Origin of the sequence: Niallia sp. FSL W8-0177, assembly GCF_038006285.1 — a bacterium.
Classification (GTDB): domain Bacteria; phylum Bacillota; class Bacilli; order Bacillales; family Cytobacillaceae; genus Niallia; species Niallia circulans_A.
In genome coordinates, this window is the sequence record NZ_JBBOUX010000001.1 from 4,619,965 (window position 1) to 4,645,234 (window position 25,270).

The 25,270-nt window shown below is 34.5% G+C and carries 23 protein-coding genes; 22 read left to right on the forward strand and 1 reads right to left on the reverse strand.

All coding sequences use genetic code 11. The annotated features are described in order from the left end of the window. Positions 1–422 precede the first annotated feature (422 nt). The 14 genes from NST77_RS22545 (at position 423) to NST77_RS22610 (ending at position 17,489) form a co-directional block, all read left to right on the forward strand. A complete protein-coding gene (locus NST77_RS22545; RefSeq protein WP_095331093.1) occupies positions 423–2,522 on the forward strand; it encodes a transglycosylase domain-containing protein in 2,100 nt (699 codons plus the stop codon). A 614-nt stretch (positions 2,523–3,136) separates the two neighbouring features. Next, positions 3,137–4,066: a cytochrome aa3 quinol oxidase subunit II gene (qoxA, locus tag NST77_RS22550; RefSeq protein WP_095331091.1), complete on the forward strand. Its 930-nt coding sequence runs from the start codon at positions 3,137–3,139 to the stop codon at positions 4,064–4,066. Further along, complete coding sequence (gene qoxB / locus NST77_RS22555) at positions 4,056–6,008, forward strand: cytochrome aa3 quinol oxidase subunit I (protein ID WP_095331089.1); 1,953 nt, start codon at positions 4,056–4,058, stop codon at positions 6,006–6,008. Before qoxA ends, qoxB begins: the two co-directional genes overlap by 11 nt. Further along, positions 6,008–6,616 carry a cytochrome aa3 quinol oxidase subunit III gene (gene qoxC, locus NST77_RS22560; protein ID WP_047944235.1) on the forward strand — a complete coding sequence of 203 codons (609 nt, stop codon included), beginning with the start codon at positions 6,008–6,010 and terminating at the stop codon, positions 6,614–6,616. Before qoxB ends, qoxC begins: the two co-directional genes overlap by 1 nt. A gap of 6 nt (positions 6,617–6,622) precedes the next feature. Next, complete coding sequence (gene qoxD / locus NST77_RS22565) at positions 6,623–6,928, forward strand: cytochrome aa3 quinol oxidase subunit IV (RefSeq protein WP_047944233.1); 306 nt, start codon at positions 6,623–6,625, stop codon at positions 6,926–6,928. A 236-nt stretch (positions 6,929–7,164) separates the two neighbouring features. Beyond that, a complete protein-coding gene (locus tag NST77_RS22570) occupies positions 7,165–8,121 on the forward strand; it encodes an ABC transporter permease (protein ID WP_047944228.1) in 957 nt (318 codons plus the stop codon). Continuing rightward, positions 8,111–9,064, forward strand: coding sequence for an iron chelate uptake ABC transporter family permease subunit (locus NST77_RS22575; protein ID WP_341123769.1), 954 nt, complete (start codon positions 8,111–8,113; stop codon positions 9,062–9,064). Before NST77_RS22570 ends, NST77_RS22575 begins: the two co-directional genes overlap by 11 nt. After that, positions 9,058–9,816 (forward strand): iron ABC transporter ATP-binding protein, encoded by a 759-nt coding sequence (locus tag NST77_RS22580; RefSeq protein ID WP_095331086.1) that lies wholly within the window; start codon positions 9,058–9,060, stop codon positions 9,814–9,816. The genes NST77_RS22575 and NST77_RS22580 overlap by 7 nt, the downstream gene beginning before the upstream one ends. A 286-nt stretch (positions 9,817–10,102) precedes the next feature. Next, positions 10,103–11,056: a siderophore ABC transporter substrate-binding protein gene (locus NST77_RS22585; RefSeq protein WP_341123590.1), complete on the forward strand. Its 954-nt coding sequence runs from the start codon at positions 10,103–10,105 to the stop codon at positions 11,054–11,056. 169 nt (positions 11,057–11,225) lie between these two features. Next, the gene (locus tag NST77_RS22590; protein ID WP_341123592.1) at positions 11,226–12,218 is read left to right on the forward strand and encodes a Gfo/Idh/MocA family protein; all 993 of its coding nucleotides are present in this window, start codon (positions 11,226–11,228) and stop codon (positions 12,216–12,218) included. Between the two features lie 33 nt (positions 12,219–12,251). Then, complete coding sequence (locus NST77_RS22595) at positions 12,252–13,133, forward strand: ROK family protein (RefSeq protein WP_123258773.1); 882 nt, start codon at positions 12,252–12,254, stop codon at positions 13,131–13,133. Between the two features lie 254 nt (positions 13,134–13,387). Beyond that, complete coding sequence (locus NST77_RS22600; RefSeq protein WP_249879373.1) at positions 13,388–14,809, forward strand: sensor histidine kinase; 1,422 nt, start codon at positions 13,388–13,390, stop codon at positions 14,807–14,809. 181 nt (positions 14,810–14,990) lie between these two features. Next, positions 14,991–16,400 (forward strand): S1C family serine protease, encoded by a 1,410-nt coding sequence (locus NST77_RS22605; RefSeq protein ID WP_217279751.1) that lies wholly within the window; start codon positions 14,991–14,993, stop codon positions 16,398–16,400. Between the two features lie 186 nt (positions 16,401–16,586). After that, positions 16,587–17,489 carry a peptidylprolyl isomerase gene (locus tag NST77_RS22610; protein WP_095331078.1) on the forward strand — a complete coding sequence of 301 codons (903 nt, stop codon included), beginning with the start codon at positions 16,587–16,589 and terminating at the stop codon, positions 17,487–17,489. Between the two features lie 63 nt (positions 17,490–17,552). Here the strand turns inward: NST77_RS22610 and def are convergent, their stop codons facing one another. Then, positions 17,553–18,134: a peptide deformylase gene (def, locus tag NST77_RS22615; RefSeq protein ID WP_095331077.1), complete on the reverse strand. Its 582-nt coding sequence runs from the start codon at positions 18,132–18,134 to the stop codon at positions 17,553–17,555. Between the two features lie 227 nt (positions 18,135–18,361). On the opposite strand from def, the gene NST77_RS22620 reads away from it, so the two are divergent. The 8 genes from NST77_RS22620 (at position 18,362) to NST77_RS22655 (ending at position 25,258) form a co-directional block, all read left to right on the forward strand. Continuing rightward, positions 18,362–19,075: a hypothetical protein gene (locus NST77_RS22620; protein WP_095331075.1), complete on the forward strand. Its 714-nt coding sequence runs from the start codon at positions 18,362–18,364 to the stop codon at positions 19,073–19,075. 417 nt (positions 19,076–19,492) lie between these two features. Further along, positions 19,493–19,744 carry a hypothetical protein gene (locus tag NST77_RS22625; RefSeq protein ID WP_095331073.1) on the forward strand — a complete coding sequence of 84 codons (252 nt, stop codon included), beginning with the start codon at positions 19,493–19,495 and terminating at the stop codon, positions 19,742–19,744. Between the two features lie 276 nt (positions 19,745–20,020). Then, positions 20,021–20,563 carry a helix-turn-helix domain-containing protein gene (locus tag NST77_RS22630; protein ID WP_095331071.1) on the forward strand — a complete coding sequence of 181 codons (543 nt, stop codon included), beginning with the start codon at positions 20,021–20,023 and terminating at the stop codon, positions 20,561–20,563. A gap of 45 nt (positions 20,564–20,608) precedes the next feature. After that, positions 20,609–21,715 carry an ABC transporter ATP-binding protein gene (locus tag NST77_RS22635; RefSeq protein WP_047944214.1) on the forward strand — a complete coding sequence of 369 codons (1,107 nt, stop codon included), beginning with the start codon at positions 20,609–20,611 and terminating at the stop codon, positions 21,713–21,715. Continuing rightward, positions 21,705–22,502: an ABC transporter permease gene (locus tag NST77_RS22640; protein WP_095331069.1), complete on the forward strand. Its 798-nt coding sequence runs from the start codon at positions 21,705–21,707 to the stop codon at positions 22,500–22,502. The genes NST77_RS22635 and NST77_RS22640 overlap by 11 nt, the downstream gene beginning before the upstream one ends. 1 nt (position 22,503) lies before the next feature. Continuing rightward, positions 22,504–23,307 carry an ABC transporter permease gene (locus NST77_RS22645; RefSeq protein ID WP_095331067.1) on the forward strand — a complete coding sequence of 268 codons (804 nt, stop codon included), beginning with the start codon at positions 22,504–22,506 and terminating at the stop codon, positions 23,305–23,307. Beyond that, the gene (locus NST77_RS22650) at positions 23,304–24,377 is read left to right on the forward strand and encodes an ABC transporter substrate-binding protein (RefSeq protein WP_095331066.1); all 1,074 of its coding nucleotides are present in this window, start codon (positions 23,304–23,306) and stop codon (positions 24,375–24,377) included. The genes NST77_RS22645 and NST77_RS22650 overlap by 4 nt, the downstream gene beginning before the upstream one ends. A 95-nt stretch (positions 24,378–24,472) precedes the next feature. Next, positions 24,473–25,258, forward strand: a complete 786-nt coding sequence (locus NST77_RS22655) for a divergent polysaccharide deacetylase family protein (RefSeq protein ID WP_095331064.1) — start codon at positions 24,473–24,475, stop codon at positions 25,256–25,258. Positions 25,259–25,270 lie beyond the last annotated feature (12 nt).

Below are 25,270 nucleotides of genomic sequence, written 5' to 3' on the forward strand. Positions count from 1 at the left end.
AATCCAATGAGGTCTCAAAGCCCATTGGATTTTTTATTTCAAGAGTAATTAGAAACTCTTAGAGCGTGTTGCTAATGCTGAGGTTGCTTTTGACTGTTTGCGCTTGTCCCACATTTTTTTGGCGAAGGGATAAATGATAGGTCCCCACGTAATGATTCGTCTGAACATTTTTTTCATTATCTCTCACATCCTTTTAGCCTTTACTTATTCTTTTCCCAAGAAATCAAATGGATAAACAATAACCCCTCTTCTAGTTAAATTTGGTAATATTAGATAGAGATCCCTTCTTGTAATTTAGAAAGAAAGAGAATATAGTTTTCATAGATAGTTGCAACATATAAGAGAAAATAACCGTCTAATGATTAGATAGAAAAACGGAAGAAGCATTTATTCTATGAGTAAAAGTAAAGGATAGGTAATAGATGGATCGATTAAAACCATATTGGGAAGGGTTTCGACGTTTCTGGAAAAAGAGACACCTTACCCAAATTATACTGTTGGCTTTGTTATTATTTGTTTTATTAGCGATATTATATTTTACGTACCTAGCAACACAAGCAAATGTTAGTTCATTAAAGGCTGGTTTAAGTCAGGCGACCATTATTTATGATAAAGATGGAGATGAAGCAACTCGAATAAGAACGGAAAGAACAGAAGGCATTGAATTAAAGGATGTCCCGAAATATGTTCCAGACGCAGTTGTTTCTATTGAAGATGAACGTTTCTATCAACATAATGGGTTTGATATTAAAGGGATCAGTCGTGCGTTTTTTAAGAACATTTTTGCAGGGAGAATTACTGGTGGAGGAAGTACGATTACCCAGCAATTAACAAAAAATGCTTTGTTAACTTCCGAACAGACCTATAAGCGAAAAGCAGAGGAACTATTTCTTGCTGTAGAAATAGAGAAGCATTATAAAAAAGATGAAATTCTACAAATGTATTTGAATCACGTTTATTTTGGTAGTGGTGCCTGGGGTATCAGCCAAGCATCCTTGAAATATTTTAATAAAGATATTAAGGATGTATCTATTAGTGAGGCTGCATTGCTAGCAGGAATAGTGCAAGCTCCATCTGCATTAGATCCTTATAACAATTATGATGGTGCTATAAATCGCCGCAACCTTGTTCTAAAGAAAATGGTAGAATTAAAAAAAATTACAGAAGAGCAGTACCAGCAAGCAGTAAACGAAAAAATTGTATTAGAAAATGGGGGAGGATCTTTTATTGAAAGAGATTATCCTTACTTTGTGGACGCGGTGATCGATGAAGCAATCAGCAAGTATGGACTTACACAAGAAGAAATTTTAAAAAGAGGATATAAGATTTATACAGAGATGGATCAAAATCTTCAATCTACCTTAGAAAAAACTTTTGCAAGAGATTCCCTGTTTCCTAGAAGTTCTGATGGTACATTAGTGCAAGGCGGAGCGGTTTTACTTGATCCGGAAACTGGGGGAGTGAGAGGATTAGTAGGAGGAAGAGGAGAGCAAGTTTTCAGAGGCTTTAACCGAGCTACTCAAATTAAAGTACAGCCAGGATCCACGATGAAGCCACTTGCTGTTTATACACCTGCTTTAGAAAAAGGATATAAAATTGACTCTATGCTTGAAGATAAGCCTTTCAAAAAGGGTGATTATGAACCAAAAAACTTCACTAAGTCTTATAAAGGCGAAGTTCCGATGTATGAAGCATTAGAAGACTCTTTAAATGTGCCAGCAGTCTGGCTGCTAGATAAAATTGGTTTGGAAAATGGTCTTAAATCCCTTGATCGCTTCGGCATTCCATATGAAAAAGAGGATGAATATCTTGGGATAGCTTTAGGCGGGATGTACAGTGGTGTTTCACCATTGCAAATGGCGAGCGCTTATTCTACATTTCCTAATGAGGGAGTCCGAATGGAAAGTCATTTGATTACAAAAATTGTCGGACCGACAGGCAACGTTGTGGCTGAATATGAGCCAAAGTCGACAAGAGTTACTTCCAAATCGGTGACAAATGACATGACCTCCATGTTATTGGATGTTATTAAATCCGGAACAGGCCAAGGAGCAAAAATAACAGGATTTCAACTTGCAGGAAAAACAGGCTCCACTCAATTAGAGGATTCGAGTATTTCTGGCACAAAGGATCAATGGTTTGTAGGGTATACGCCTAATCTAGTTGGGTCGATGTGGCTAGGATATGATAAAACAGATAAGATGCATTATCTGCCAAGTAAAAGTTCAGGTGATGTCATACCAATTTTTAAAACAATTATGGATCAAGCCGTACAATATGTGGAGCCAGAGAATTTTCAGGTCCAATCCGTCAGTGATAGACTTGCAAATAAGGATAATAAAAATGTAAATAAAAAAGTAGAAAAAACAAAAAAGGTAATTAAAGAGAAAGCAGAGGAATTAGAAACGACTATAAAAGAAAATTCTTCCAAATGGAGCAAAGTAGTAGACGAGATTAAAGAAGATGCAAAAAAGGTAAATGAAAAGGTAAAAGGAAAATTACAAGAAATACTAGGAAATTAATCGTTTCAAAAGATAGAAGTAGATACCGATACTAGTGGCAGCTGCTATTAGTATCAGTATAAATTTCTATCTTTTTTTTATAGCAGCAAGAAGAGAAGATTTGTTTCTGATATTTTGTATAACTGGAGATAAATAATGGTTAGAATTAGGAAAGAGAATGAGGTTTAATTATATATAGTCTGTGATAAATATAACAGACTATATAAAAGGAGGAATATCTATTTACAGAAGGAAAACACGAACAAAATGATGGAAAAAGCAACCAGTATAAATTATAATTGATGTAAGCGTTTTTAAAAGAGGATTTGCAGAAATACTCTAATTTGTAAAAAAGTTTGTGACATAATTATGGACGTGGATTTTAAAAATGGTATCTGCTATAATAAAAAGGTTGATAAAATCTTGAATATGGGAAAATCTAGGGATAGAAAATGTGATAATTGGTAAAAATATACTTACGTTTTTTGTCACATATAATAGGTTCAAGATATGATATCATCATACAGGTAGTAATAATTCCTATTTTACCTCTGTAATATGAATGTTCTGTGTCTAAATATCGAACATTCTGTGAATAATTTAACATTTTAACTTATATGGAAGGAGCTGTACAAATGAAAAAGGGAGTTTTAGTTTCGCTTTTAGCAATTGTACCATTATTCATTTTAAGTGGCTGTGAATCCATGGTAGTATTTGACCCCCAAGGTCCTGTTGCTAGAAGTATTACGGACTTGATTAACTGGTCAATTGTATTAATGGCTTTTGTTTGTCTAGTAGTTTTTGCACTATTTGGCTACATAGTTTGGAAATATCGTGCAACAAAAGAAAATGCGGATTATGAGCCAGAAGAACATGGAAGCACAAAGCTTGAAATTGTTTGGACTGTAATACCGTTCTTAATAATCATTGCATTAACGGTTCCAACTGTAAAAACAATCTTTGCTTTAGAAGATGTGCCAAAAGATTATAAAGATCGTGATCCAGTAGTGATTAACGTTACTTCTGCAGATTGGAAATGGATTTTTAGTTATCCAGAAGAGGGGATTGAAACAGTTAATTATGTAAATATCCCTGCAGGTGTACCTGTTGAGTTTAAATTAACTTCTGCTGGTACGATGCAATCATTTTGGATCCCTGCTTTAGCTGGTCAAAAGTATACGATGTATGGTGCTGAAACAGATCTCTATGTGGTAGCAGATAACCCAGGTAACTATGAAGGACAAAATACAAGCTTTAACGGTAAAGGTTATGCGGAGATGAAGTTTGATGTCGAAGCAAAATCTGTAGAGGATTATGATAAATGGGTAGATGAAGTAAAAGAAACTGCCCCTAAGTTAACAGAAGAGAAATACAGAGAAATTATCAAGCCTACACATTTAGGCCGTATGACTTTCTCTAATACACATTTAGAGTGGATTGACCACGGTAAAGGTGGAGACTCAAACTATTATTTAAACCCTGAGTTATATCGAGTTCATGGATATCCAGGTAGAACTTTTGAAAAGAATCAAGAGTCTGACGGAGGTGAAAAGGATGCACATTAAGTGGGATGACATTGTTATTACTGGTGATCCCCTAATATTGTCTGCTCAAATAGGTATTATTCTAACAATGCTTGCTATAGTAGTAGGTGTTACTTATTTTAAGAAGTGGCAATATTTATGGGATGAATGGATAACAACGGTTGATCACAAAAAAATCGGTATCATGTATATTATTGTTGCCGTATTAATGTTCTTCCGTGGTGGAGTAGACGGGTTGATGATGAAATATCAAACAGCAGCTCCTGAAATGAAATTTTTAGATCCACAGCATTATAATGAAGTATTTACAACGCATGGTGTTATCATGATTCTTTTTATGGCGATGCCAGCATTGATTGGATTAATGAACGTAGTTATTCCATTGCAAATTGGTGCACGTGATGTTGCGTTCCCACAATTGAATGCATTAAGCTTCTGGTTAACATTCAGTGGAGCAATGCTATTCAATATTTCTTTCGTAATTGGTGGTTCTCCTGATGCAGGATGGACATCCTATTTCCCTCTAGCGGGGAAAGAATTCACACCAGGAGTTGGAAACAACTTCTATGCAATTGGACTGCAAATCGCAGGTATTGGTACGTTAATGACAGGTATTAACTTTATTGTGACAATCCTGAAAATGCGTGCTAAAGGGATGACCTTAATGAAAATGCCAATGTTTACTTGGACTTCATTAATTACAAACGTAATTATTGTGTTTGCATTCCCTATTTTAACTGTTGCATTAGCATTAATGACATTTGACCGTTTATTCGGAACTCATTTCTTCACGATTTCTGGTGGAGGAAATGCGATGTTATGGAATAACCTATTCTGGTTATGGGGACATCCAGAGGTATATATTGTTATCTTGCCTGCATTTGGAATGTTCTCTGAAGTTATTGCTACATTCTCGAAAAAACGCCTATATGGTTATAATTCAATGATTATTTCTATTGTCGGTATTGCATTATTGAGTTTCCTTGTTTGGGTTCACCATTTCTATACAATGGGATCTGGACCAGTTGTAAACTCTGTATTCTCAATCACAACTATGTTAATCGCAGTTCCAACTGGGGTTAAGATTTTCAACTGGTTGTTTACTATGAGAAAAGGACGTATCCAATTTACAACGGCAATGCTATGGGCGCTTGCATTTATTCCGACCTTTACAATTGGTGGGGTAACGGGAGTTATGCTTGCAATGGCTGCAGCAGACTATCAATATCATAATACATTATTCTTAGTAGCTCATTTCCACTATGTATTAATACCAGGTGTTGTATATGCAGTATTTGCTGGTTTCTATTACTGGTGGCCAAAAATGTTTGGTTATGCATTAAACGAACGTTTAGGAAAATGGCATTTCTGGTTGTTTAATATTGGTTTTAATGTAACCTTTATGCCTATGTTCTTCTTAGGCTTAAAAGGAGCAGTAAGACGTTCTTATACTTTCTCAGCGGAATCTGGATTTGCACCATTGTTCATGTTATCAGCAATCGGATCTCTTATTCTTGCTGCTGGATTTGCAGTGCTAGTTTATAACATCTACTATAGTACTCGTTATGCAGATAGAAAGATTTCTACAGATCCATGGGATGCAAGAACGCTAGAATGGCATACAGCTTCACCAGTTCAGCCATATAACTTTGCAATTACTCCAGAAGTAAAAGCATTAGATGCGTTCTGGTATATGAAGAAAAATAATGAAGGCTTAGTATTAAAAGAAGAAGAACTAGAAGAAATACACATGCCAAGCAACTCTGGACTTCCATTCTATATGTGTGTTGTATTTGGTATTGTCGGTTTCTTCCTAATATTTGAATGGTTTATTCCAGCTGCAATTTGTAGCTTAGGTATTTTTGTAGGCTTAATAATTCGTTCCTTTGATTATAACGAAGGTTACCATATTAAACTGGATGTTATTAAGAAAACGGAACGTGCATGGAGAGGTGAGAAATAATGGCAAAAGTCGATAAGTCCTTACCACTAGAATATCAAACAGAGCAAAGTCGTTTAAATATTCTAGGCTTCTGGATTTTCCTTGGTGCGGAGGTTGTATTATTCGCTACCTTATTTGCAGCCTATGGATCTTTAAAGGATAACTTTGCAGGCGGACCTACTCCAGCTGAATTATTTAAATTAAAAGATGTAATGATTGAAACACTTTTACTATTAACAAGTAGTTTCACTTGTGGGATCGCTATCTGGTATATGCGCCGCCAAAATTTAAAAGGATTATTAACATGGTTAATTATCACTTTAGCATTGGGTGCAGGCTTCGTCTTTGTGGAAGTAAATGAATTTATTCATTATGTACATGAAGGAGCGACAATGCAGACAAGTGCCTTCCTTTCTTCCTTCTTTGTATTGCTAGGAACACACGGATTGCACGTATCCTTAGGTATAGGTTGGGCAATATTGATTATTATTCAATTGCTTAAACATGGCTTAACACCAACAACTGCTCGTAAGACATTTATTATAAGTTTATACTGGCATTTCTTAGACGTTGTGTGGATTTTCATCTTCACATTCGTTTATCTTGCTAGAATGAAAATGGGAGGGTAATAAAAGATGGCAAAAAATCATGAAAATGAAAAATTTCCAATTAGTCATATTGCAGGTTTTATTGTTTCTTTATTACTTACCTTCGCAGCTGTAGGGGCTAAGTTATATACAGATCTTCCAATGGTTACTGTAATGTGGATTATCGGAGCATTAGCTGTTATTCAAGCAATTCTTCAACTGTTTATGTTTATGCATCTCACAGAAGGAGAAGGGCAAGTACAGACTATTAATATCATTTATGCTTTCTTCTGCGCAATTGTCGTTGCCGGAGGAACAATTTGGGTAATGACATCAGGACACGTACATTACTAATATAAAGTGAGAAAAAAGCCTCCATTTGGGGGCTTTTTTTTGTATATAAAAGACTAAATAACTAGGTAATAGGGATTGTTATTTTTGAAATGTTGTGATAATTACATTTGGTCTTTTAAAAAGCATTGACGGGCTAGAAAAAGATGATAAAATAAAGAAAGAATCTAAATGATAATGAAAATCATTTACGATGAAGTTGGGAGTGAGGGGAACGAGTAATATTACTCATTGGCACTATGAAAATTAGACACTTAACTATAATGTTAATAGTTTTATCTATCATCTCCCTATTTGTAGGAGTAATTGATATTCATCCACAAAATATTTTTCATTTAACAGCAGATCAGAGAGAAATTCTCTTGATTAGCAGATTTCCTCGCTTAGTCAGTATTATTATTGCTGGTGTTAGTCTAAGTATTTGTGGACTTATCATGCAGCAGATATCGAGGAATAAATTTGTTTCTCCTACAACTGCTGGAACAATGGACTGGGCGAGACTTGGGATATTAGTAGCTTTAATGCTTTTTACAGGCGAGAGCCCGATTATTAAAATGTTAATCGCTTTTGTATTCGCACTCGGAGGAACCTTTTTGTTTATGCGAATACTTAATATGATTAAATTTAAAGATGCTATCTTTATTCCATTAATTGGTTTAATGCTAGGGAATATTGTTAGCTCGATTACCACTTTTTTTGCAATGAAATATGATTTGATTCAAAATATGTCTTCATGGTTACAAGGTGATTTTTCTTTAATCATGGAAGGGCGTTATGAACTTCTTTACATAAGTATTCCGATGGTTATTGTTGCATACTTATATGCAAATAAATTTACAATTGCTGGATTGGGTGAGGATTTTTCTACTAATCTTGGTCTCAATCACAAAAGAGTAGTGAATATAGGGTTAATTATCGTAGCGTTAGTTTCTTCTGTTGTATTGCTGACAGTAGGAATGATTCCTTTTCTAGGTCTAATCATTCCCAATATCGTTTCGTTATACAGAGGAGATAATTTGAAAAATAGCTTGACCCATACGGCATTATTAGGAGCAGTCTTTGTATTATTCTGTGATATTCTTGGAAGAGTGATTATTTATCCGTATGAGATATCGATCGGTGTGATGGTGGGAGTCATCGGAAGTGGAGTATTCTTGTATTTACTAGTAAGGAGAAAGTCTTATGATGCAACCTAGAGTAAAACTTATAATACTAGCTATACTGGCAGTATTATTAATTTCTATATTTATGTTAATAAAGGTCAGTAGTAATAACTGGGAATATGTGATTCCCCGTAGAGCCATAAAAATCATCGCGATTCTTCTAACAGGTGGCTGTATTGCCTTTACTTCGATGGTATTTCAGACGATCACTAATAATCGTATTTTAACACCAAGTATTTTAGGACTAGATTCCCTTTATCTATTCATTCAAACTGTTGTAGTTTTCGTTTTTGGTTCAAGTACAATGAGTGTGATAAATAGCAATATTAATTTTTTGTTATCTGTCGCTTTAATGGTTTTTTTCTCAAGTATTCTTTATAAGCTATTCTTTAGGAGAGAAGATCAAAACATCTTATTATTGCTATTGATTGGAATTGTATTAGGAAGCTTTTTCTCTAGTCTCTCTTCCTTTATGCAGGTGTTAATTGATCCCAATGAGTTCCTTATTATCCAGGATAAAATGTTTGCAAGTTTTAATAATGTAAACACAAATATTTTAATAATCAGTATTATTATCGTTGCTATAGTATCTATATATGTTACGAGATATAGTAAATTCTTTGATGTCATGTCATTAGGAAGAGACCAAGCCATTAATTTAGGAATTGATTATGAAAAAGTAGTGCGCAGCATGCTAATTGTGGTGTCGATCCTAGTGTCTATTTCCACTGCCTTAGTGGGACCCATTACCTTTCTTGGATTATTGGTTGTCAATTTAGCTCGTGAATTTCTAAAAACATATAAACACCGAACTTTAATTACTGGATCTATTTTATTGAGCATTATTTCTTTAGTTGGTGGGTTGCTGATTGTAGAACGTGTCTTTACTTTTTCAACGACAATCAGTGTGATAATTAACTTTGTAGGTGGAGTGTACTTTATCTATCTATTACTAAAGGAGAGAAAAGCATGGTAGAAGTAAAGAATATTACCAAACAATATGGGAGCAAAAAAGTGCTTGATAATGTTTCTCTTTCAGTAGAGAAAGGGAAAATTACTTCCTTTATTGGACCAAATGGAGCAGGGAAAAGTACACTGCTTTCAGTAATAAGTCGCTTAACGAAAGCAGACAGTGGAGATGTCTTTATTGATGGACAGCATATTGATAAATCGAAGAGCAATGATCTCGCCAAGAAAATTGCTATTTTAAAACAGGCGAACCATATAAACCTCCGCTTAACTGTAAGAGAACTTGTCAGCTTTGGCCGGTTTCCATATTCACAAGGGAAATTAAATGACCTTGATGAGAAAATGGTAGACGAAGCTATTAAATATATGGAATTAGAAGATATGCAGCATAAATACATAGATCAACTAAGTGGAGGACAAAAGCAAAGAGCTTATATTGCGATGGTAATTGCTCAAGATACAGAATATATCCTCTTGGATGAGCCGTTAAATAATTTAGATATGAAGCATTCTGTGCAAATAATGAAGGTTTTAAGAAGATTAGTAGAAGAGCTGGGGAAAACAGTAGTAATCGTAATCCATGATATCAATTTTGCCTCTGTTTATTCCGATAATATCGTAGCATTAAAGAATGGCAAAATCATAAATGATGGACCAGCAAAAGAAATCATTAATCAAAAAGTATTGAAAGACATTTATGAAATGGATATGCAAATTGAAGAAATAAATAATCAAAGAATATGTGTTTATTTCGCATGAAAAATGAAAGCTAATTATGGATAAATAATTGATTCATTGTAGAAAGAAGCTAATGGTGGAAGAAAAATAGAAAGGGGGCAGTGTAATTATGGCTGACTTAAAAATAAGTCCCTTCGCCAGAAGAAAACCATAATAACACTACCATTAGATATTAGCAAAATCCTAAATCATTCTAGGAAAATGAGGAAGGAAAAAGGCTAATAATACCTTATCATAGGGTATTCTGTCTTTAAATGCAATGTATTCAATTTAATTTATATATATTAAATTTAGAGGTGTTTAAAAGATGAAGAAAAGGCTTTCCCTATTATTATTATTAACATGCATTCTTGCAGTGTTAGCTGCATGTGGAAATACAGAAAAATCGAATGCCGATACAAATAAAGGTAGCGAGAAATCAGCAAAAATTAAAGTAACACACGAATTAGGAGAAGATACAGTTAAAGTAAACCCTAAAACAGTTGTTGCTTTTGATTTTGGTGTTTTAGATACATTAGACAAATTAGGAATAGAAGTAGCTGGGGTTCCACAGGCTAATATTCCACCATATCTTTCTAAATATGAAGATTCAAAATATACAAATGTAGGTAGTTTAAAAGAGCCAGATTTCGAAGCAATTAGCGAATTAGAACCTGATGTAATCTTTATTTCTGGAAGACAGTCAGCTGCGTATGAAGAATTGAAAAAAATTGCCCCAACTGTATATCTTGGTGTTGACACAACAGACTATATGAATTCCTTTAAGCATAATATGAATATTATTGGAGAGATTTTTGAGAAGAAACAAGAGGTTAGCAAAGAATTAGCAAAAATAGATGAAGACATTGCTGCACTTAACGAAAAGGCAAAAGCAGTAGATGGCAAATCTTTAATCTTATTGGTGAATGATGGAAGCATAAGTGCGTATGGGAAAAATTCTCGTTTTGGCATTATTCATGATGTTTTTGGGTTAGCACCAGCAGATGAAAATATTGAAGCTTCCACACATGGACAAAAGGTTACTTTTGAATATGTAGCAGAAAAAAATCCGGCCTATTTATTTGTTGTAGATAGAGGAGCAGTTGTTGGTGGGGAGTCTTCTGCTGAGAAGGTCCTTGATAACAAACTTGTAAAGGGAATTGCTGCAGCTAAAAATGACCATATTGTTTATTTAGACCCTAGTTACTGGTATCTATCAGGAGGCGGTCTTCTGTCAACAAGTGAAATGGTCAAAGAAATTTCAGAAGCCATTTCCAAATAATGCTTCGTATAGAATCCAATGAGTAGAAACTACTTGTTGGATTTTTTTGTGGCAAAAAAATAGACACTTTTTAAAAGATAAAAATTCTAGTAGATAGTTGCTTTTTTTAGGACTTCCCTCCAAAATAAAAGGGAAGAAGGGAATATTCATCGAATGAGGAGGACTTTGGATGACGATTAAATTTGGAGTTATCGGAACCAATTGGATTACAGAATCTTTTATAAAGGCAGCTGGTGAAATAGAAGATTTTCAATTAAATGCCGTGTACTCAAGAACAGCGGACAAAGCGAAAGCGTTTGCTGATAAATTTAATGTGGAACATACTTTTACTAATTTAGAAGAAATGGCAAAGAGCGATAAAATCGATGCTGTATATATTGCAAGCCCTAATGCTTATCATGCGCAACAGGCAATCCTATTTTTGAAAAATAAAAAGCATGTTTTAACAGAAAAAGCGATGGCTTCTAATACAGCAGAAGTGAAAGAAATGATTACTGCAGCCAAGGAAAATGATGTTCTTTTAATGGAGGCACTCAAATCAACATTTCTTCCTAATTTTAAAGTTGTTCAAGAAAATTTACATAAACTTGGAAAAATCAGACGTGCATTTGTAAGCTATTGTCAGTATTCTTCGCGGTATGATGCTTATAAGCAAGGAACGGTATTAAATGCATTCAAGCCAGAGCTGTCAAATGGAGCATTAATGGATATTGGTGTTTATTGTCTTTACCCTATGGTACTTCTTTTTGGAAAACCGGAGAAAGTAAAGGCTAATAGTTTCTTATTGGAATCAGGTGTTGACGGTGAGGGAAGCATTATTCTAGCGTATCCAGATATGGATGTCATTCTCATATATTCGAAAATAACCAACTCTCATATTCCGTCTGAAATCCAAGGAGAAGATGGCAATCTAATAATCAATCAAATGAACACTCCTACAAAAGTAGAGTTTATTCCAAGGAATGGAGAAGGGGAGAATCTTACTCTTCCTCAGAAGGAAGCTTCGATGTTTTATGAGGCGCAAGAATTTATAGAATTGATTAAGGCAGGAAAAACCGAATCCTCTATTAACTCTTTTGATATTTCTTTAGCGGTAATGGAAGTAATGGATGAGGTAAGAAGACAAACGGGAATAGTTTTTCCGGCTGACACAAAACAGTAAGTATACAAAACCATTTATAAGGAGAGAGAAACCATGTCACTATACGGCGCTATTGAAGCTGGTGGAACAAAATTTGTCTGTGCAGTAGGGGATGCAAAAGGAAATATCCAAGAAAGAATATCTATTCCAACAACAACACCGGAAGAAACGATGCCAGAGGTTATTGCTTTCTTTAAAAAGTTTTCCGTTGACGCAATTGGAATCGGCTCGTTTGGTCCTATTGATGTTGATAAAAACAATGCTACATATGGAAATATAACAACGACGCCAAAGCTTGCATGGAAGGACTATCCATTACTAAAAACAATAGAAGATGAATTTTCTGTTCCAACTGGTTTTAATACAGATGTAAATGTTGCCGCACTAGGAGAAGCAAAGCTAGGCGCTGCGAAAGGTGTGGATAATTGTTTATATATAACGATTGGTACAGGGATTGGCGCTGGGGCGTATATTAATGGGGAATTGCTGCAAGGATTAACGCACCCAGAAATGGGCCATATTTTAGTAAGAAGACATCCCAAAGATAGCTATAAAGGCAGATGCCCATACCATGCAGATTGCTTAGAAGGATTAGCGGCTGGGCCGGCAATTGAAGAACGCTGGGGCGAGAAGGCCTTTCATTTAAGTGATAAAGAGGAAGTCTGGGAGATGGAAGGCTATTATATTGCGCAAGCTCTTATGCAATATATTCTCATTCTCTCACCTAAAAAAATCATCCTTGGCGGCGGCGTTATGAATCAGGAGCATGTATTAACACATGTTCATCGCTATTTGACCGAGCTCTTAAACGGGTATGTTTCCTACCCGGAGGTGCAGGATAAAATGAATGAATATATTGTTAGACCAGGTTTAGGAGATAATGCTGGAATTACAGGTGGACTTCTCCTTGCAGAAAAAGTTTTTCACGAGAAATAAGTCAATAACGGTGGCCATTTAAAGGAGATATCTTTTAAATGGCCTTTTTATATGTTTTTAACTTTTCTGGCGGAGATTTTATTCGCGAAAATATGTGACTTATTCGCGAAAAATCATTAATAATTCGCGAAAAACTTCTCGCAATTCGCGAAAATCCACAATATTGTCCAAAGCCAAGAAAAGTAGCTTTAATTAGTAATGGCAATAAATATGATATGATGGAGGATATAAATTTGATGAAGCGGTGGTAATAAATGAGAATTAAATACATCTATCAGCAGCTAATCAGTCACTTAAGCGTTATTCTTGTAGCCCTATTAGTATTAAGTCTTGTTTTTTCACATTATATTGAGAAATTGGTTTTCTCTATGAAGGCAGAAGAACTAAAGGGATACGGATATAATATTGTCCAGGACGTTCAAGGAGCTGATTTATGGTCTGCTGCAACTTATTCTACGTTATTACGATATTCTGAAGAACTAAAAGGCACTGGGATAACGATCGGCATCTTCAATACACAAAGAAATCGTATTTGGTCTTTTGGAAAGGATTTGGATATCAATATTACTCATGCAGAGTGGGATGAAATAAAGGATGGTCGCAGTACAGTTATTAAACCTAGTACAAAAAGAGGAGACCAAGAGGTAGCTTTAGTTGCAATTCCGTATTCTGTTAATGATGTAGTGGTTGGAGGAATTATTTTAACTTCTCCTCTTGTAGAATCAAAGGAGATGATTCAGGAAATCAATCGTTATTTGCTTTATACTCTTTTTCTAGTTTTTGCGATTGCCTTATTAATGAGCTTTATTTTTTCAAGAGTACATGTCAATCGGATAAAAAAGCTTCAGGAAGCTACAAGCCATGTTGCAGAAGGAGATTATACTGTGAAAGTTTCCTCTTCAACATTTGATGAGATTGGAGAATTAGGGGAAGATTTTAATCAGATGGTAGATAATTTGAGAGAGTCGAAGGAAGCAATTGATGCACTAGAAAATCGGAGACGCCAATTTATGTCAGATGTTTCTCATGAATTAAAGACCCCCTTAACGACGATAAGCGGTGTCATAGAAGGATTAAACAATAATATGATACCAGAAAATGAGCGGGAGAAAGGTCTGAAATTAATTAGCCATGAGGCAAAAAGGCTTATCCGATTAGTAAATGAGAATCTTGATTATGATAAAATACGTTCCAACCAAATTGTCCTAATGAAGGAGTTTATTTCCCTCCAAGAAGTATTGGAAATAATTGATGACCAGCTGTCTATTTTAGCAGAGGAAAATGGTGTTAAAATTTACGTTGATGTGGATAGTGACGCAGTGATTTATGCTGATTATGATCGGCTTATCCAAATCATTATGAACATCACGAAAAACAGTATACAGTTTACCGAGAACGGAAGTATATGGTTAAAAGGACGAACGGAAGCAAGCAAAACAATCATAGAGGTAAAAGATACTGGAATTGGTATAGATGCTCATGAAATAGAAAACATTTGGAAAAGGTTTTATAAAGCGGATATCTCTAGAACTAATAACCCTTACGGCGAATTTGGACTTGGTTTATCTATTGTTAAGCAATTAGTTCAGTTCCATGAAGGGGATATTAAAGTGTCGAGCGAAAAAGGAAAAGGCACTACCTTCACTCTTTTCTTCCCTCTTCCAGAAGAAAAGTAACGAATAGGTTATCTGATGGAATAAAATGTTCTAGAATTCTTCTATGTCTTTTCAAACTTTGTTCATAATTTATTCATATATGATGGTTACTATGTATGTATAAACAAATATTAGAAATGAAAAGAAAAATAATGAACTGAAATAAATGTAATGTTGATATTGGAAATAGGAGGAACAAGCGATGAGTGATTTGGAAAAACGAAATGAATGGGAGAAAGATCGTCCTGAGGCTGAAGAGACTAACCTTGGGGGCGAAGAATTAGTAGCAGAGAAGGAAGATCAAGTCATTTCAGAAGATCCTGTAGAAAAGGATGAAATAAACAAGCCAGAAGAAGCGGAATATACTGCTGAAAAAGAGCAAGTTCATCTTGATAAAGAAGAAGAACAAGAAAATGCTCGAAAAGATACTTCGAAAACAAAAGGGTTTCTTTCCTTGTTAGCAGCAGGTGTTGTTGGTTCAGCCTTAACATTTTTCACAATTCCCCATACAGACCTTTATAATGATTCTTATGATAAGCTCGAAAAGCAGGTAGAGGAGTTATCTAATAAAGTGGAAGGTAAACAGACTGGGGCAATTACTGCGAATACAACATCGAATACAAAAACAAGTGATGGCACAATAGCTATTGCGGATATGGTGGAGTCATCTTCTAAAGCAATTGTAGGGATTGTAAACATGCAAAAGCAATCAAATCCATTTTCTCAGAATTCCAGTGATGTAGAATCTGGGTCTGGATCTGGTATTATCTTTAAGAAAGATAATCAATATGCATATATAGTGACAAATAACCACGTAATCGAAGGAGCAAATGCGTTAGAAATCTCCCTTTATAACGGGGATAAAACGGAGGCTAAGCTAATTGGGGCAGATGCTTTAACTGATTTAGCGGTAGTAAGAATTGATGCTAAATATGCTTCTGATATTATCAATTTTGGCGATTCTTCTACATTGAGACCTGGCGATCAAGTATGGGCTATTGGTAATCCACTTGGGCAAGAGCTGTCTCGAACAGTCACCCAAGGTATAGTAAGTGCTGTAGATCGAAGCATTACAGTAAATACATCTGCTGGTGATTGGGAATTTAATGTTATTCAAACCGATGCAGCTATTAATCCTGGTAACAGTGGAGGAGCTTTAATCAACTCATCAGGAGAGGTAATTGGTATAAATAGTTTGAAAATTAGTGATTCAGGTGTAGAAGGGCTAGGTTTTGCGATTCCTAGTAATGATCTTATCCCAATTGTGAATGAAATTATTGAAAAAGGGAAAGTAGAACGTCCATATCTTGGAGTAGGATTAGCAAGCTTAGAAGAAGTCCCTCGTATGTATTTGGAAGACCTTCCAAATAAAGTGTCAAAAGGAGTAATGATTACTAATATTGATGCTAATTCTGCCGCTGCTAAAGCAGGCTTAAAAGTTCAGGATGTTATTGTCGCCATTGATGGGAAAAAAGTAGCTAACTCAACAGATTTACGAAAATATCTATATTCAGAAGTGAAAATTGGTGATAAAGTAAAACTAGAAATTTATAGAGATGGCAAATCTCAAAAAGTGGAATTAACGTTAACAAGTAATAATACGATAAATTAATCGACACGTTTCATGTGAAACATACGAAATTTGTCGAAAAAATTCCATCTTATTTTGTAATAGGATGGATTTTTTTTAAATCTGTTAATAATTTCGTCATAATTATATGATAATATAGTGTAAGAGTTATAATAGGGGTATGCCTATTATATCCAAAATTTTGTGCAGAGAGGATTTTAGCTTAATATGAAAAATAAGAAGGTTCTTATTCCTATTCTAGTGGTAGTACTAGTAGCGTTAATAATAGGAGCAGTTTATCTAACACAACGAAGTAAAACAGTCGCAACAGTGGAAAAGGAAAAGATTACACAAGAGCAACTAAATAAAGAGCTAAACAAACAATATGGCGCAACTGTATTAAATATGATGATCTCTAATAAAGTAGTAGATCTTGAAGCTGATAAAGCGAAAGTGAAAGTAACGGATAAAGACGTCCAAGCAGAATTGGACAAGATGATTAAACAGTACGGTGGACAAGAAACCTTTAATATGTTGTTAGCTCAAAATGGGATGACAGAAGATTTATTTAAAGAACAAGTGGAACAAAATCTAAAAGTAACAAAAATTCTTGAGCCATCTATCGAAATTACGGATGATGAAATTAAGACATACTTTGAAGATAATAAAGCAAGTTTTGGCACTCCAGAGCAAGTGGAGGCAAGTCATATCTTAGTAAAAGATGAAAAAACGGCAAAAGAAGTGAAGAAGAAGTTAGACAACGGGGAAGACTTTGCTAAATTAGCTAAAGAATATTCTACTGACACACAAACAAAAGATAAAGGTGGAGAATTAGGATACTTTACTTCAGGAAAAATGGTTGAAGCCTTTGACAAAGCGGCGTTCTCAATGAAAGTAGATGAAATTAGCGACCCAGTTAAAACAGATTTTGGATACCATATTATTAAAGTAACTGGTAAAAAAGAAGCAAAAGAAGCAACATTAGAAGATTCAAAAGCGAAAATTAAAGAAGCCTTATTAGCACAAAAGGTTCAAGAAAAAGCTGGTACTTGGTTAAATGAAGCTACTTCAAAATATAAAATTGATAATAAGTTAGAAAAAGATCAAAAAGATCAAAAAGATAAAAAATAAATAAAAAAGCGGATAGCAAATGCTATCTGCTTTTTTTATTCAGACTGTAGAAATAAAAGTCATTTAATATAAAGGAGTAATATCCACATTGGCAGGAAGCTCAAATGGGTTTTTACTATTGATATGATCATAAAATAGTATTCCGTTTAAGTGATCTATTTCATGTTGAAAAACGATTGCTTCGTAATCCTTTAATTTAATTTTTACTTCTTCTCCATGTATATTGTATGCTCGAACCGTTATTCTACGATAGCGAGGAACATAGCCTACAATGGATCGATCAATAGAAAGACAGCCTTCACTCTCAGGAATATAGGTCATGGCAGTAGAATGACTAATGATCTTAGGGTTGATTAACATATATTCCAATGCTTCACCGTTTTCTTGCCTAATATAACTCGCAAACATTCGTTTATTTAAGCCAATTTGGTTTGCTGATAATCCTACGCCTGCTCGTAGTTGGTATTTTTTTGACAAGATTGGATCCTGACTGTTTTTCAAATATTGCAGCATGCATTGCAACTCTTTTATATCCTCTTCAGTAGGAGGAATAGATACTTCCTTTGTTTTTTCACGAAGGATAGGATCGCCTTCTCTCACAATATCCTCCATGGTTATAATATATTCCTTTGTAAATTTACTCATCTAATAAACTCATCTCCAGCAAATATGGTATATATGTAAAATAGCAGAAGGAGCTTTAGATGTCTAATGGTTAAGCATATATCTTTATTTAGATATGAAAAAAGAATATAGAAGAAATGCGAAAAAGCAAATTAAATTATTTTTAGGAAAATCTTACATATAAAATAAAGAAGAGGAAAGGCTATGAAGGTATAAAATTACTTATTTAAATGGAAAGGACGAGTTAGATGAAAAAAATAATAACGCTGTTAATGCTAACTACTATAGCATTAACCGGCTTTTGTTCTTTAGTAAGTGCAGCTCCAGCTTCAGAAAAAAGAGAGATAACCCAAGAAGATAAACAGTTTTTAATAGAAATGGCAAAAAGTTTGGGAATAAAGCCAGAAGGTAAAGACCCAGCTGCGATAAAAAAAGAAATCCATGAAGTATTAATAAAGAAGGAAGCTCAAAAATTAGGAATAAAAACAGAGGGAAAAGATTTACAACAAATAGCGATGGAAGTACATACTGCTCATCTTAAAGAAGAAGCAAAGTCGCTAGGAATTAGCACAGAGGGGAAAGATGCCAAAACATTAATGAAAGAAGTGTTTGAGGCGAAAATTTTGAAACAGGCAAAAGAGCTGGGGATAGATACAAAAGAAAAAACAATACAGCAACTAGGCAAAGAAGTGCAAGAAAAAATGATTATGACTGAGGCAAAAAAGCTTAATATCCAAACGGAAGGAAAAGATTTTAAGCAAATTGCCGATGAGATAAGAGATACACAAATTATGAAGAAAGCGAAAGAGTTAGGGATTGATACAGAAAATAAACAGCCAAAAGAATTATTAAAAGAAATGATGATTAAACATCCAAAAGAATTAAAAAAGTTAAAATTGTTTCCTTCTTATGGGGAACATTTCATGTTTAAAAAGCACCATAAACTAAACAGAGAACATTAATACTACCTAGAAAAATCACTTGAATAATTCAAGTGGTTTTTCTTTTTTTCTATTTTGTTCATTATTTTGAACAAAATGAGAGATTAGCCTCTCCGGAATAAGGGGAAAAAAGTTAAAAAAACAGCATTTACCAATAGGGGATTGATTACCAAAAAAATAGGAAAGAGGAAGAGGTGTTCAATATATTGAAATGAACCTTTTGCCCTATTAACAATTAGGATTTTGAAACGTATTATCTATTTTTGAAAAAAAAAGCATAAAAGCCTGTAATTTTTATAAAGGATTAGTATGCTTAAATTAGCAGACTTAGACAGTATATATGATATATGGAAAATTTACACGAAAAGAATAGTAATGTAAGGGAAAAGAAATCTGTTAATAGCTGCATTAAAAAGGGAGCAATAGGAGGAATAAAGATTGAAGCAATATTCCAAACTACGAATTACGGAAAAAGATCAAAATATTTATAATGCACTGTGTGATTTGTATAAGGAAAAAGGGGGAAAAGTAGGGATTGGCCCTACAGAGATTGGAATAAGAGTTGGTAGAGATTCCTATGATGCTTCTGCATATTGCAATGCATCTTTAAAAAAGCTGATTCATTTTGAAAAAATTGAAAAAATAGATAACGGAAAGTATATACCACTAGAGATAGGGAAAGAAGAGTAATAAAAGATTGTAATTGCCCCATAAAAAATGTTTTGTAGAACGGTGTTTTGTTTATAAACACTACGAGCTTTTCTAAAACATTTTGTTATGGGGCATTTTTGCTTATAGAAATAATTTATATGAATGCTATTGAAAAATAGTCCATAGACCGAAAAAAGGATTGAAAGTTAAAGAAATTAATGTATAATAACTGGGTATAAGTAAACTTTAAGTTTAGTTATACAGAACTTTTGTGCCTTCAAGTTTACTATTTCTAAACAAAAAGTAGGTTGAATCATGGAAATCGGAAAAAAAATAAAGAATTTACGGTTGAAAAAAGGATTAACACAAGAAGAGTTAGGTGAGAGAACTGATTTAAGCAAGGGATATATATCCCAGCTGGAGAGGGATTTAAGTTCTCCTTCCATTGAGACATTTTTTGATATTTTAGAAGTTTTAGGATGTACACCGAAAGAATTCTTCGATGATGAAGAGCGAAAACAGAAGGTGGTTTATACAGAGGATGATATAACGGATTTTTCTGATGAGGAAAAAGGGTATCGGATTCAATGGCTAGTTCCTGAATCAAATGAAAAAGAAATGGAACCAATACGGCTATTCTTTTCTAAGAATGGAGAATTTAAAATATTTGAACCTTCTTTATCGGAAACATTTGCATATGTAGTAGAAGGCGAAATTCTGCTGAAATTAGGCAGACAAGAGTATCGGGCAAAAAAAGGGGAATCTATTTACTATCATGCAACAGAGGAACATCAATTAATAAATCTAGCAGATGGTGTAACGGAATTAATTCTTGTAGCCACAGATTCTTACTTATAAGAAGAATTCATAAACAATAGAAAAATCAATGAAGAGGGGGATATTATGTCTGAGCAGCATATTATTCAATTTGAAAATGTAACAAAGAGTTATGATCAAGATACAACTGTTTTAGAAAATGTAAGCTTTGAAATTGAGCGAGGTAAATTTTATACACTGCTTGGTCCATCTGGCTGTGGAAAAACGACTGTTTTACGATTAATTGCTGGATTTATGGAACCGACAGAAGGAAATATTTACTTTAACGGTAAGCTGATTAATAAAATACCTGCAAATAAAAGACAGGTAAATACCGTTTTCCAAGATTATGCGCTATTCCCCCATTTAAATGTATTTGAAAATGTGGCCTTTGGTCTTCGTATAAAAAAATGGAAGAAGCAAGTAATCGAAGAAAAAGTGAAAGAGGCTCTACGTTTTGTTAACTTGGAAGGCTACGAGAATAGAGAAATCAGTGAGATGTCTGGTGGACAGAGACAGCGTGTTGCAATTGCAAGAGCCATTGTAAATGAACCGGAAATTATTCTTCTCGATGAACCATTATCTGCACTTGATTTAAAGCTTCGCACAGAAATGCAATATGAGTTAAGAGAATTACAGAGAAGATTAGGGATTACTTTTATCTTTGTGACACATGATCAGGAAGAAGCTTTGGCCATGTCAGATGAAATCTTTGTGTTAAATAAAGGACGCATTGAGCAAAGCGGAACACCAACTGATATTTATGATGAACCAATTAATCGTTTTGTAGCAGACTTTATCGGGGAATCCAATATTGTACCAGGAACAATGAAAAAAGATTTTGTTGTCCATTTTGGCAGTAAAACTTTTGATTGTGTAGATGGTGGCTTTGACGATAATGAAGCAGTAGAAGTAGTAATACGCCCAGAGGATTTAGAAATTACTTCTTTAGAAGCAGGTAAATTAAAGGTAAAGGTAGACTCTCAATTATTTAGAGGCGTTCATTACGAGATTTGTGGGTATGACGAGGATGGAAATGAATGGCTTGTTCATTCTACAAAGAAAGCAACGGTAGGAACCGAAATTGGCCTTTACTTTGAACCAGAGGCTATTCATGTTATGCGCCTTGGGGAAACAGAAGAAGAGTTTGATAAACGCCTAGAAGCGTATGAGGGGGCAGCCAATGAAAAGTAGTACTAAATGGTATACGGTCCCTTATTATCTATGGATTGTACTTTTTGTTATTGCTCCAGTTGCACTTGTTGTTTATTATTCTTTCTTTGATATTGAAGGGGTATTTACGTTTGAAAATTATCAGAAGTTCTTTACACCAGTTTATTTGAAAATGACGTTAAGTTCCTTTTGGTATGCTTTTTTAATAACGTTCTTTTCCTTGATTATTGCATATCCGACTGCGTATTTATTAACTAAAACGAAGCATAAGCAATTATGGCTGTTATTAATTATTTTACCATCATGGATTAATCTTTTATTAAAGGCATATGCATTCTTAGGGATATTTGGAACACATGGTGCAGCCAATCAGATGCTCGATTTTCTTGGAATCAGTGAACAACAAATATTATTTACAGACTTCAGCTTTCTATTTGTAAGTGTGTATATCTTTATTCCTTTTATGATTCTGCCTATTTTCAATGCATTAGAGAAGATGAATCCTAGCTTAGTAGATGCGTCTCAGGATTTAGGAGCGTCATCTTGGACGACATTTAAAAAAATTGTCTTTCCTCTAACATTAAATGGAGTAAAGTCTGGGTGCCAAGCTGTATTTATTCCAGCTCTATCCCTATTTATGATCACTCGTTTAATTGCAGGTAACCGTGTCATCACATTAGGTACTGCGATTGAACAGCATTTCCTAATTACACAAGATTGGGGAATGGGTTCGACGATAGCTGTATTTTTGATTATTAGTATGATTATCATCATGGTTCTTACAGGGAACAGAAAGAGAGGGATATAAGATGAAAAAGCTATCCAAATGGTCTGTATTGTATTTATGCATTGTTTTTATCATATTATATGCCCCTATCTTTTATCTGATTTTTTACTCGTTTAATAGCGGGGGAACCATGCATGATTTTGATTCCTTTACACTTGGCTGGTATAAGGAGTTATTTCAAGATACAAGACTGCTCGTAATTGTGTTAAATACGATTATTATTGCTCTTTTGTCTGCCGCAGTATCAACTATCATTGGAGTACTTGGGGCTATTAGTATTTCTATAATGAGAAAAAAGGGCTTGAGGAATTCTATTTTGTCTTTAAACAATGTGCTTATTGTAAGCCCTGATGTTATTATTGGTGCTTCCTTCTTAATCTTTTTTACGATCATTGGAATCAAATTAGGATTCTTTTCTGTTCTGTTGTCACATATAGCTTTTTCGATTCCTATTGTTGTGATTATGGTTTTACCTAAGCTGGAAGAAATGAGTCCGACTTTGGTCGATGCTGCCTTAGATCTTGGAGCAAGCTGGAAGGATGTATTGACAAAAGTCATTATTCCTTATATTTCACCAGGAATATTTGCTGGTTTCTTTATGGCATTAACCTATTCTTTAGATGACTTTGCTGTAACATTTTTTGTAACAGGTAATGGATTTACCACCTTATCAGTAGAGATTTATTCTTTAGCACGACGAGGGATTTCTTTAAATATTAATGCATTATCGACCTTATTATTCTTATTTACGTTGCTTCTTGTCATTGGTTACTATTTCATTACGCAACGAGTTAATAAAACTCCACAAGCGGGGGTGAGAAAATGAAGTCTCTCATTCGTGGATTAATTGTTATTTTTGCACTGGCCTTCATCCTGCTATTTATTGTTCATCAATTAAATTCAAGCAGAGGGTATACGAGTGGTAAGACATTAACGGTATATAACTGGGGAGATTACATTGATGCAGACTTAATTTCTAAGTTTGAAGAGGAGACAGGGATTAAGATAATTTATGAAACCTTTGATTCCAATGAGGCAATGATGACAAAGATTCAGCAGGGAGGAACAAGCTATGATATTGCGATTCCCTCTGAATACATGATCGATAAAATGAAGGAAGAAGATTTATTAATTCCGATTGATCATTCGAAGCTTCCTAACTTGAAAAATATAGACAGCCGATTTATGGATCTTTCCTTTGATCCAGACAATAAATACTCAATTCCTTATTTCTGGGGAACAGTAGGAATTGTTTATAATCCAGCAATGCTTGATAATAAGAAAATTACTTCTTGGAATGATTTATGGGATAAGGATTTAAGAAATAAAATTATGCTGATAGATGGTGCACGAGAAATCATGGGGATGAGCTTAAATAGCTTACATTACTCTTTAAATGATAAAGATCATGATCACTTGCGGGAAGCAAAGGAAAAATTGGATACTTTAACACCAAATGTAAAGGCAATTGTAGGCGATGAAATTCGTATGCTCATTGAAAATGAAGAAGCATCAATCGGTGTGTTATGGTCTGGAATGGCTGCTGAGATTATGTGGGAAAATGAAGATGTAGAATATGTTGTTCCAGAAGAAGGATCTAATCTATGGTTCGATAATATGGTTATTCCAAAAACAGCCAAGAATATTGATGGGGCTCATCAATTTATTAATTTTATGCTAGATGCTGAAAATGCTGCTCAAAATACAGAATATGTCGGTTATTCTACTCCTAACAAAGCGGCAATGAAATTTTTGCCAGAGGATATTACTGGGGATGAACGTTTCTATCCAGATGAAGAATTGACATCTAAATTAGAAGTATACGAAAATCTTGGTCATCGTTCTCTAGCAGAATATAATGATTTATTCTTGGAGTTTAAGATGCATCGGAAATAAAGAAACAAGACAGTTCGCTAAATTTTTAGCGGGCTGTTTTTGTATGTAACCGCCTGTTATAGAAAATACTAACGAAAAACAAGGTGGGTTATAACATGAAAAAAATAATATGCTTTTTCTGTTTTCTTACGTTTCCGCTAGGAATCTCCGCTCAGGAGGCAGCTCCATCTAAAAATCAAGTTAGAAAAGAGCTTGCCATCGTCATTGATGATTTTGGTAATAATATGAAGGGGACAGAGGAGATGCTCAATCTACCTGTTCCTATTACGGTTGCAATAATGCCTTTTCTATCTACAAGTAAGGAAGATGCCATTCGTGCCCATAAAAAAGGGCATGAAGTGATCGTTCATCTGCCGCTAGAACCAAAAAAAGGGAAAAAGAGCTGGCTTGGACCAGGTGCTATTACAACAGATTTATCAGATCAAGAAATTAGAAAACGGGTGAAGGATGCGATTGAAAGTATTCCTTATGCGGTTGGGATGAATCATCATATGGGTTCAAAGGCGACGGAAGATAAAAGAGTAATGAAGATTATTCTAGAAGAATGTCGAAACCATAGTCTTTATTATTTAGACAGTAAGACAACAAGCAATAGTGTCATAAAGGAATTAGCCGAGGAATTAAATGTCCCTTATTTAGAAAATGATCTTTTTTTTGATCATATATATACAAGTCAATATATTAATAAGCAAGCTAGTCGATTAGCGAAAAAGCTAGATACAGAACAGGAATTTATTGCGATTGGCCATGTCGGAGTTTCTGGGCCAGCTGTAGTAAGTGTTTTAAAGGAGTACATTCCACTTTATCAAAAAGATGCTGATATTGTACCGCTTTCGACTCTAGTAGAAGGCTATGAACTGTTGGATACAGACATACCATAATTTATGTAAGAG

Excerpts from the sequence above, each read along its gene's own strand:
- NST77_RS22600 (WP_249879373.1), top strand. The coding sequence starts at position 13,388 with ATGAGAATTAAATACATCTATCAGCAGCTAATCAGTCACTTAAGCGTT.
- NST77_RS22610 (WP_095331078.1), top strand. The coding sequence starts at position 16,587 with ATGAAAAATAAGAAGGTTCTTATTCCTATTCTAGTGGTAGTACTAGTA.
- NST77_RS22640 (WP_095331069.1), top strand. The coding sequence starts at position 21,705 with ATGAAAAGTAGTACTAAATGGTATACGGTCCCTTATTATCTATGGATT.
- qoxB (WP_095331089.1), top strand. The coding sequence starts at position 4,056 with ATGCACATTAAGTGGGATGACATTGTTATTACTGGTGATCCCCTAATA.
- NST77_RS22655 (WP_095331064.1), top strand. The coding sequence starts at position 24,473 with ATGAAAAAAATAATATGCTTTTTCTGTTTTCTTACGTTTCCGCTAGGA.
- NST77_RS22635 (WP_047944214.1), top strand. The coding sequence starts at position 20,609 with ATGTCTGAGCAGCATATTATTCAATTTGAAAATGTAACAAAGAGTTAT.
- qoxD (WP_047944233.1), top strand. The coding sequence starts at position 6,623 with ATGGCAAAAAATCATGAAAATGAAAAATTTCCAATTAGTCATATTGCA.
- def (WP_095331077.1), bottom strand. The coding sequence starts at position 18,134 with ATGAGTAAATTTACAAAGGAATATATTATAACCATGGAGGATATTGTG.
- NST77_RS22545 (WP_095331093.1), top strand. The coding sequence starts at position 423 with ATGGATCGATTAAAACCATATTGGGAAGGGTTTCGACGTTTCTGGAAA.
- NST77_RS22595 (WP_123258773.1), top strand. The coding sequence starts at position 12,252 with ATGTCACTATACGGCGCTATTGAAGCTGGTGGAACAAAATTTGTCTGT.
- NST77_RS22580 (WP_095331086.1), top strand. The coding sequence starts at position 9,058 with ATGGTAGAAGTAAAGAATATTACCAAACAATATGGGAGCAAAAAAGTG.
- qoxC (WP_047944235.1), top strand. The coding sequence starts at position 6,008 with ATGGCAAAAGTCGATAAGTCCTTACCACTAGAATATCAAACAGAGCAA.
- NST77_RS22575 (WP_341123769.1), top strand. The coding sequence starts at position 8,111 with ATGCAACCTAGAGTAAAACTTATAATACTAGCTATACTGGCAGTATTA.
- NST77_RS22645 (WP_095331067.1), top strand. The coding sequence starts at position 22,504 with ATGAAAAAGCTATCCAAATGGTCTGTATTGTATTTATGCATTGTTTTT.
- NST77_RS22605 (WP_217279751.1), top strand. The coding sequence starts at position 14,991 with ATGAGTGATTTGGAAAAACGAAATGAATGGGAGAAAGATCGTCCTGAG.
- NST77_RS22590 (WP_341123592.1), top strand. The coding sequence starts at position 11,226 with ATGACGATTAAATTTGGAGTTATCGGAACCAATTGGATTACAGAATCT.
- NST77_RS22620 (WP_095331075.1), top strand. The coding sequence starts at position 18,362 with ATGAAAAAAATAATAACGCTGTTAATGCTAACTACTATAGCATTAACC.
- NST77_RS22650 (WP_095331066.1), top strand. The coding sequence starts at position 23,304 with ATGAAGTCTCTCATTCGTGGATTAATTGTTATTTTTGCACTGGCCTTC.
- NST77_RS22630 (WP_095331071.1), top strand. The coding sequence starts at position 20,021 with ATGGAAATCGGAAAAAAAATAAAGAATTTACGGTTGAAAAAAGGATTA.
- qoxA (WP_095331091.1), top strand. The coding sequence starts at position 3,137 with ATGAAAAAGGGAGTTTTAGTTTCGCTTTTAGCAATTGTACCATTATTC.
- NST77_RS22585 (WP_341123590.1), top strand. The coding sequence starts at position 10,103 with ATGAAGAAAAGGCTTTCCCTATTATTATTATTAACATGCATTCTTGCA.
- NST77_RS22570 (WP_047944228.1), top strand. The coding sequence starts at position 7,165 with ATGAAAATTAGACACTTAACTATAATGTTAATAGTTTTATCTATCATC.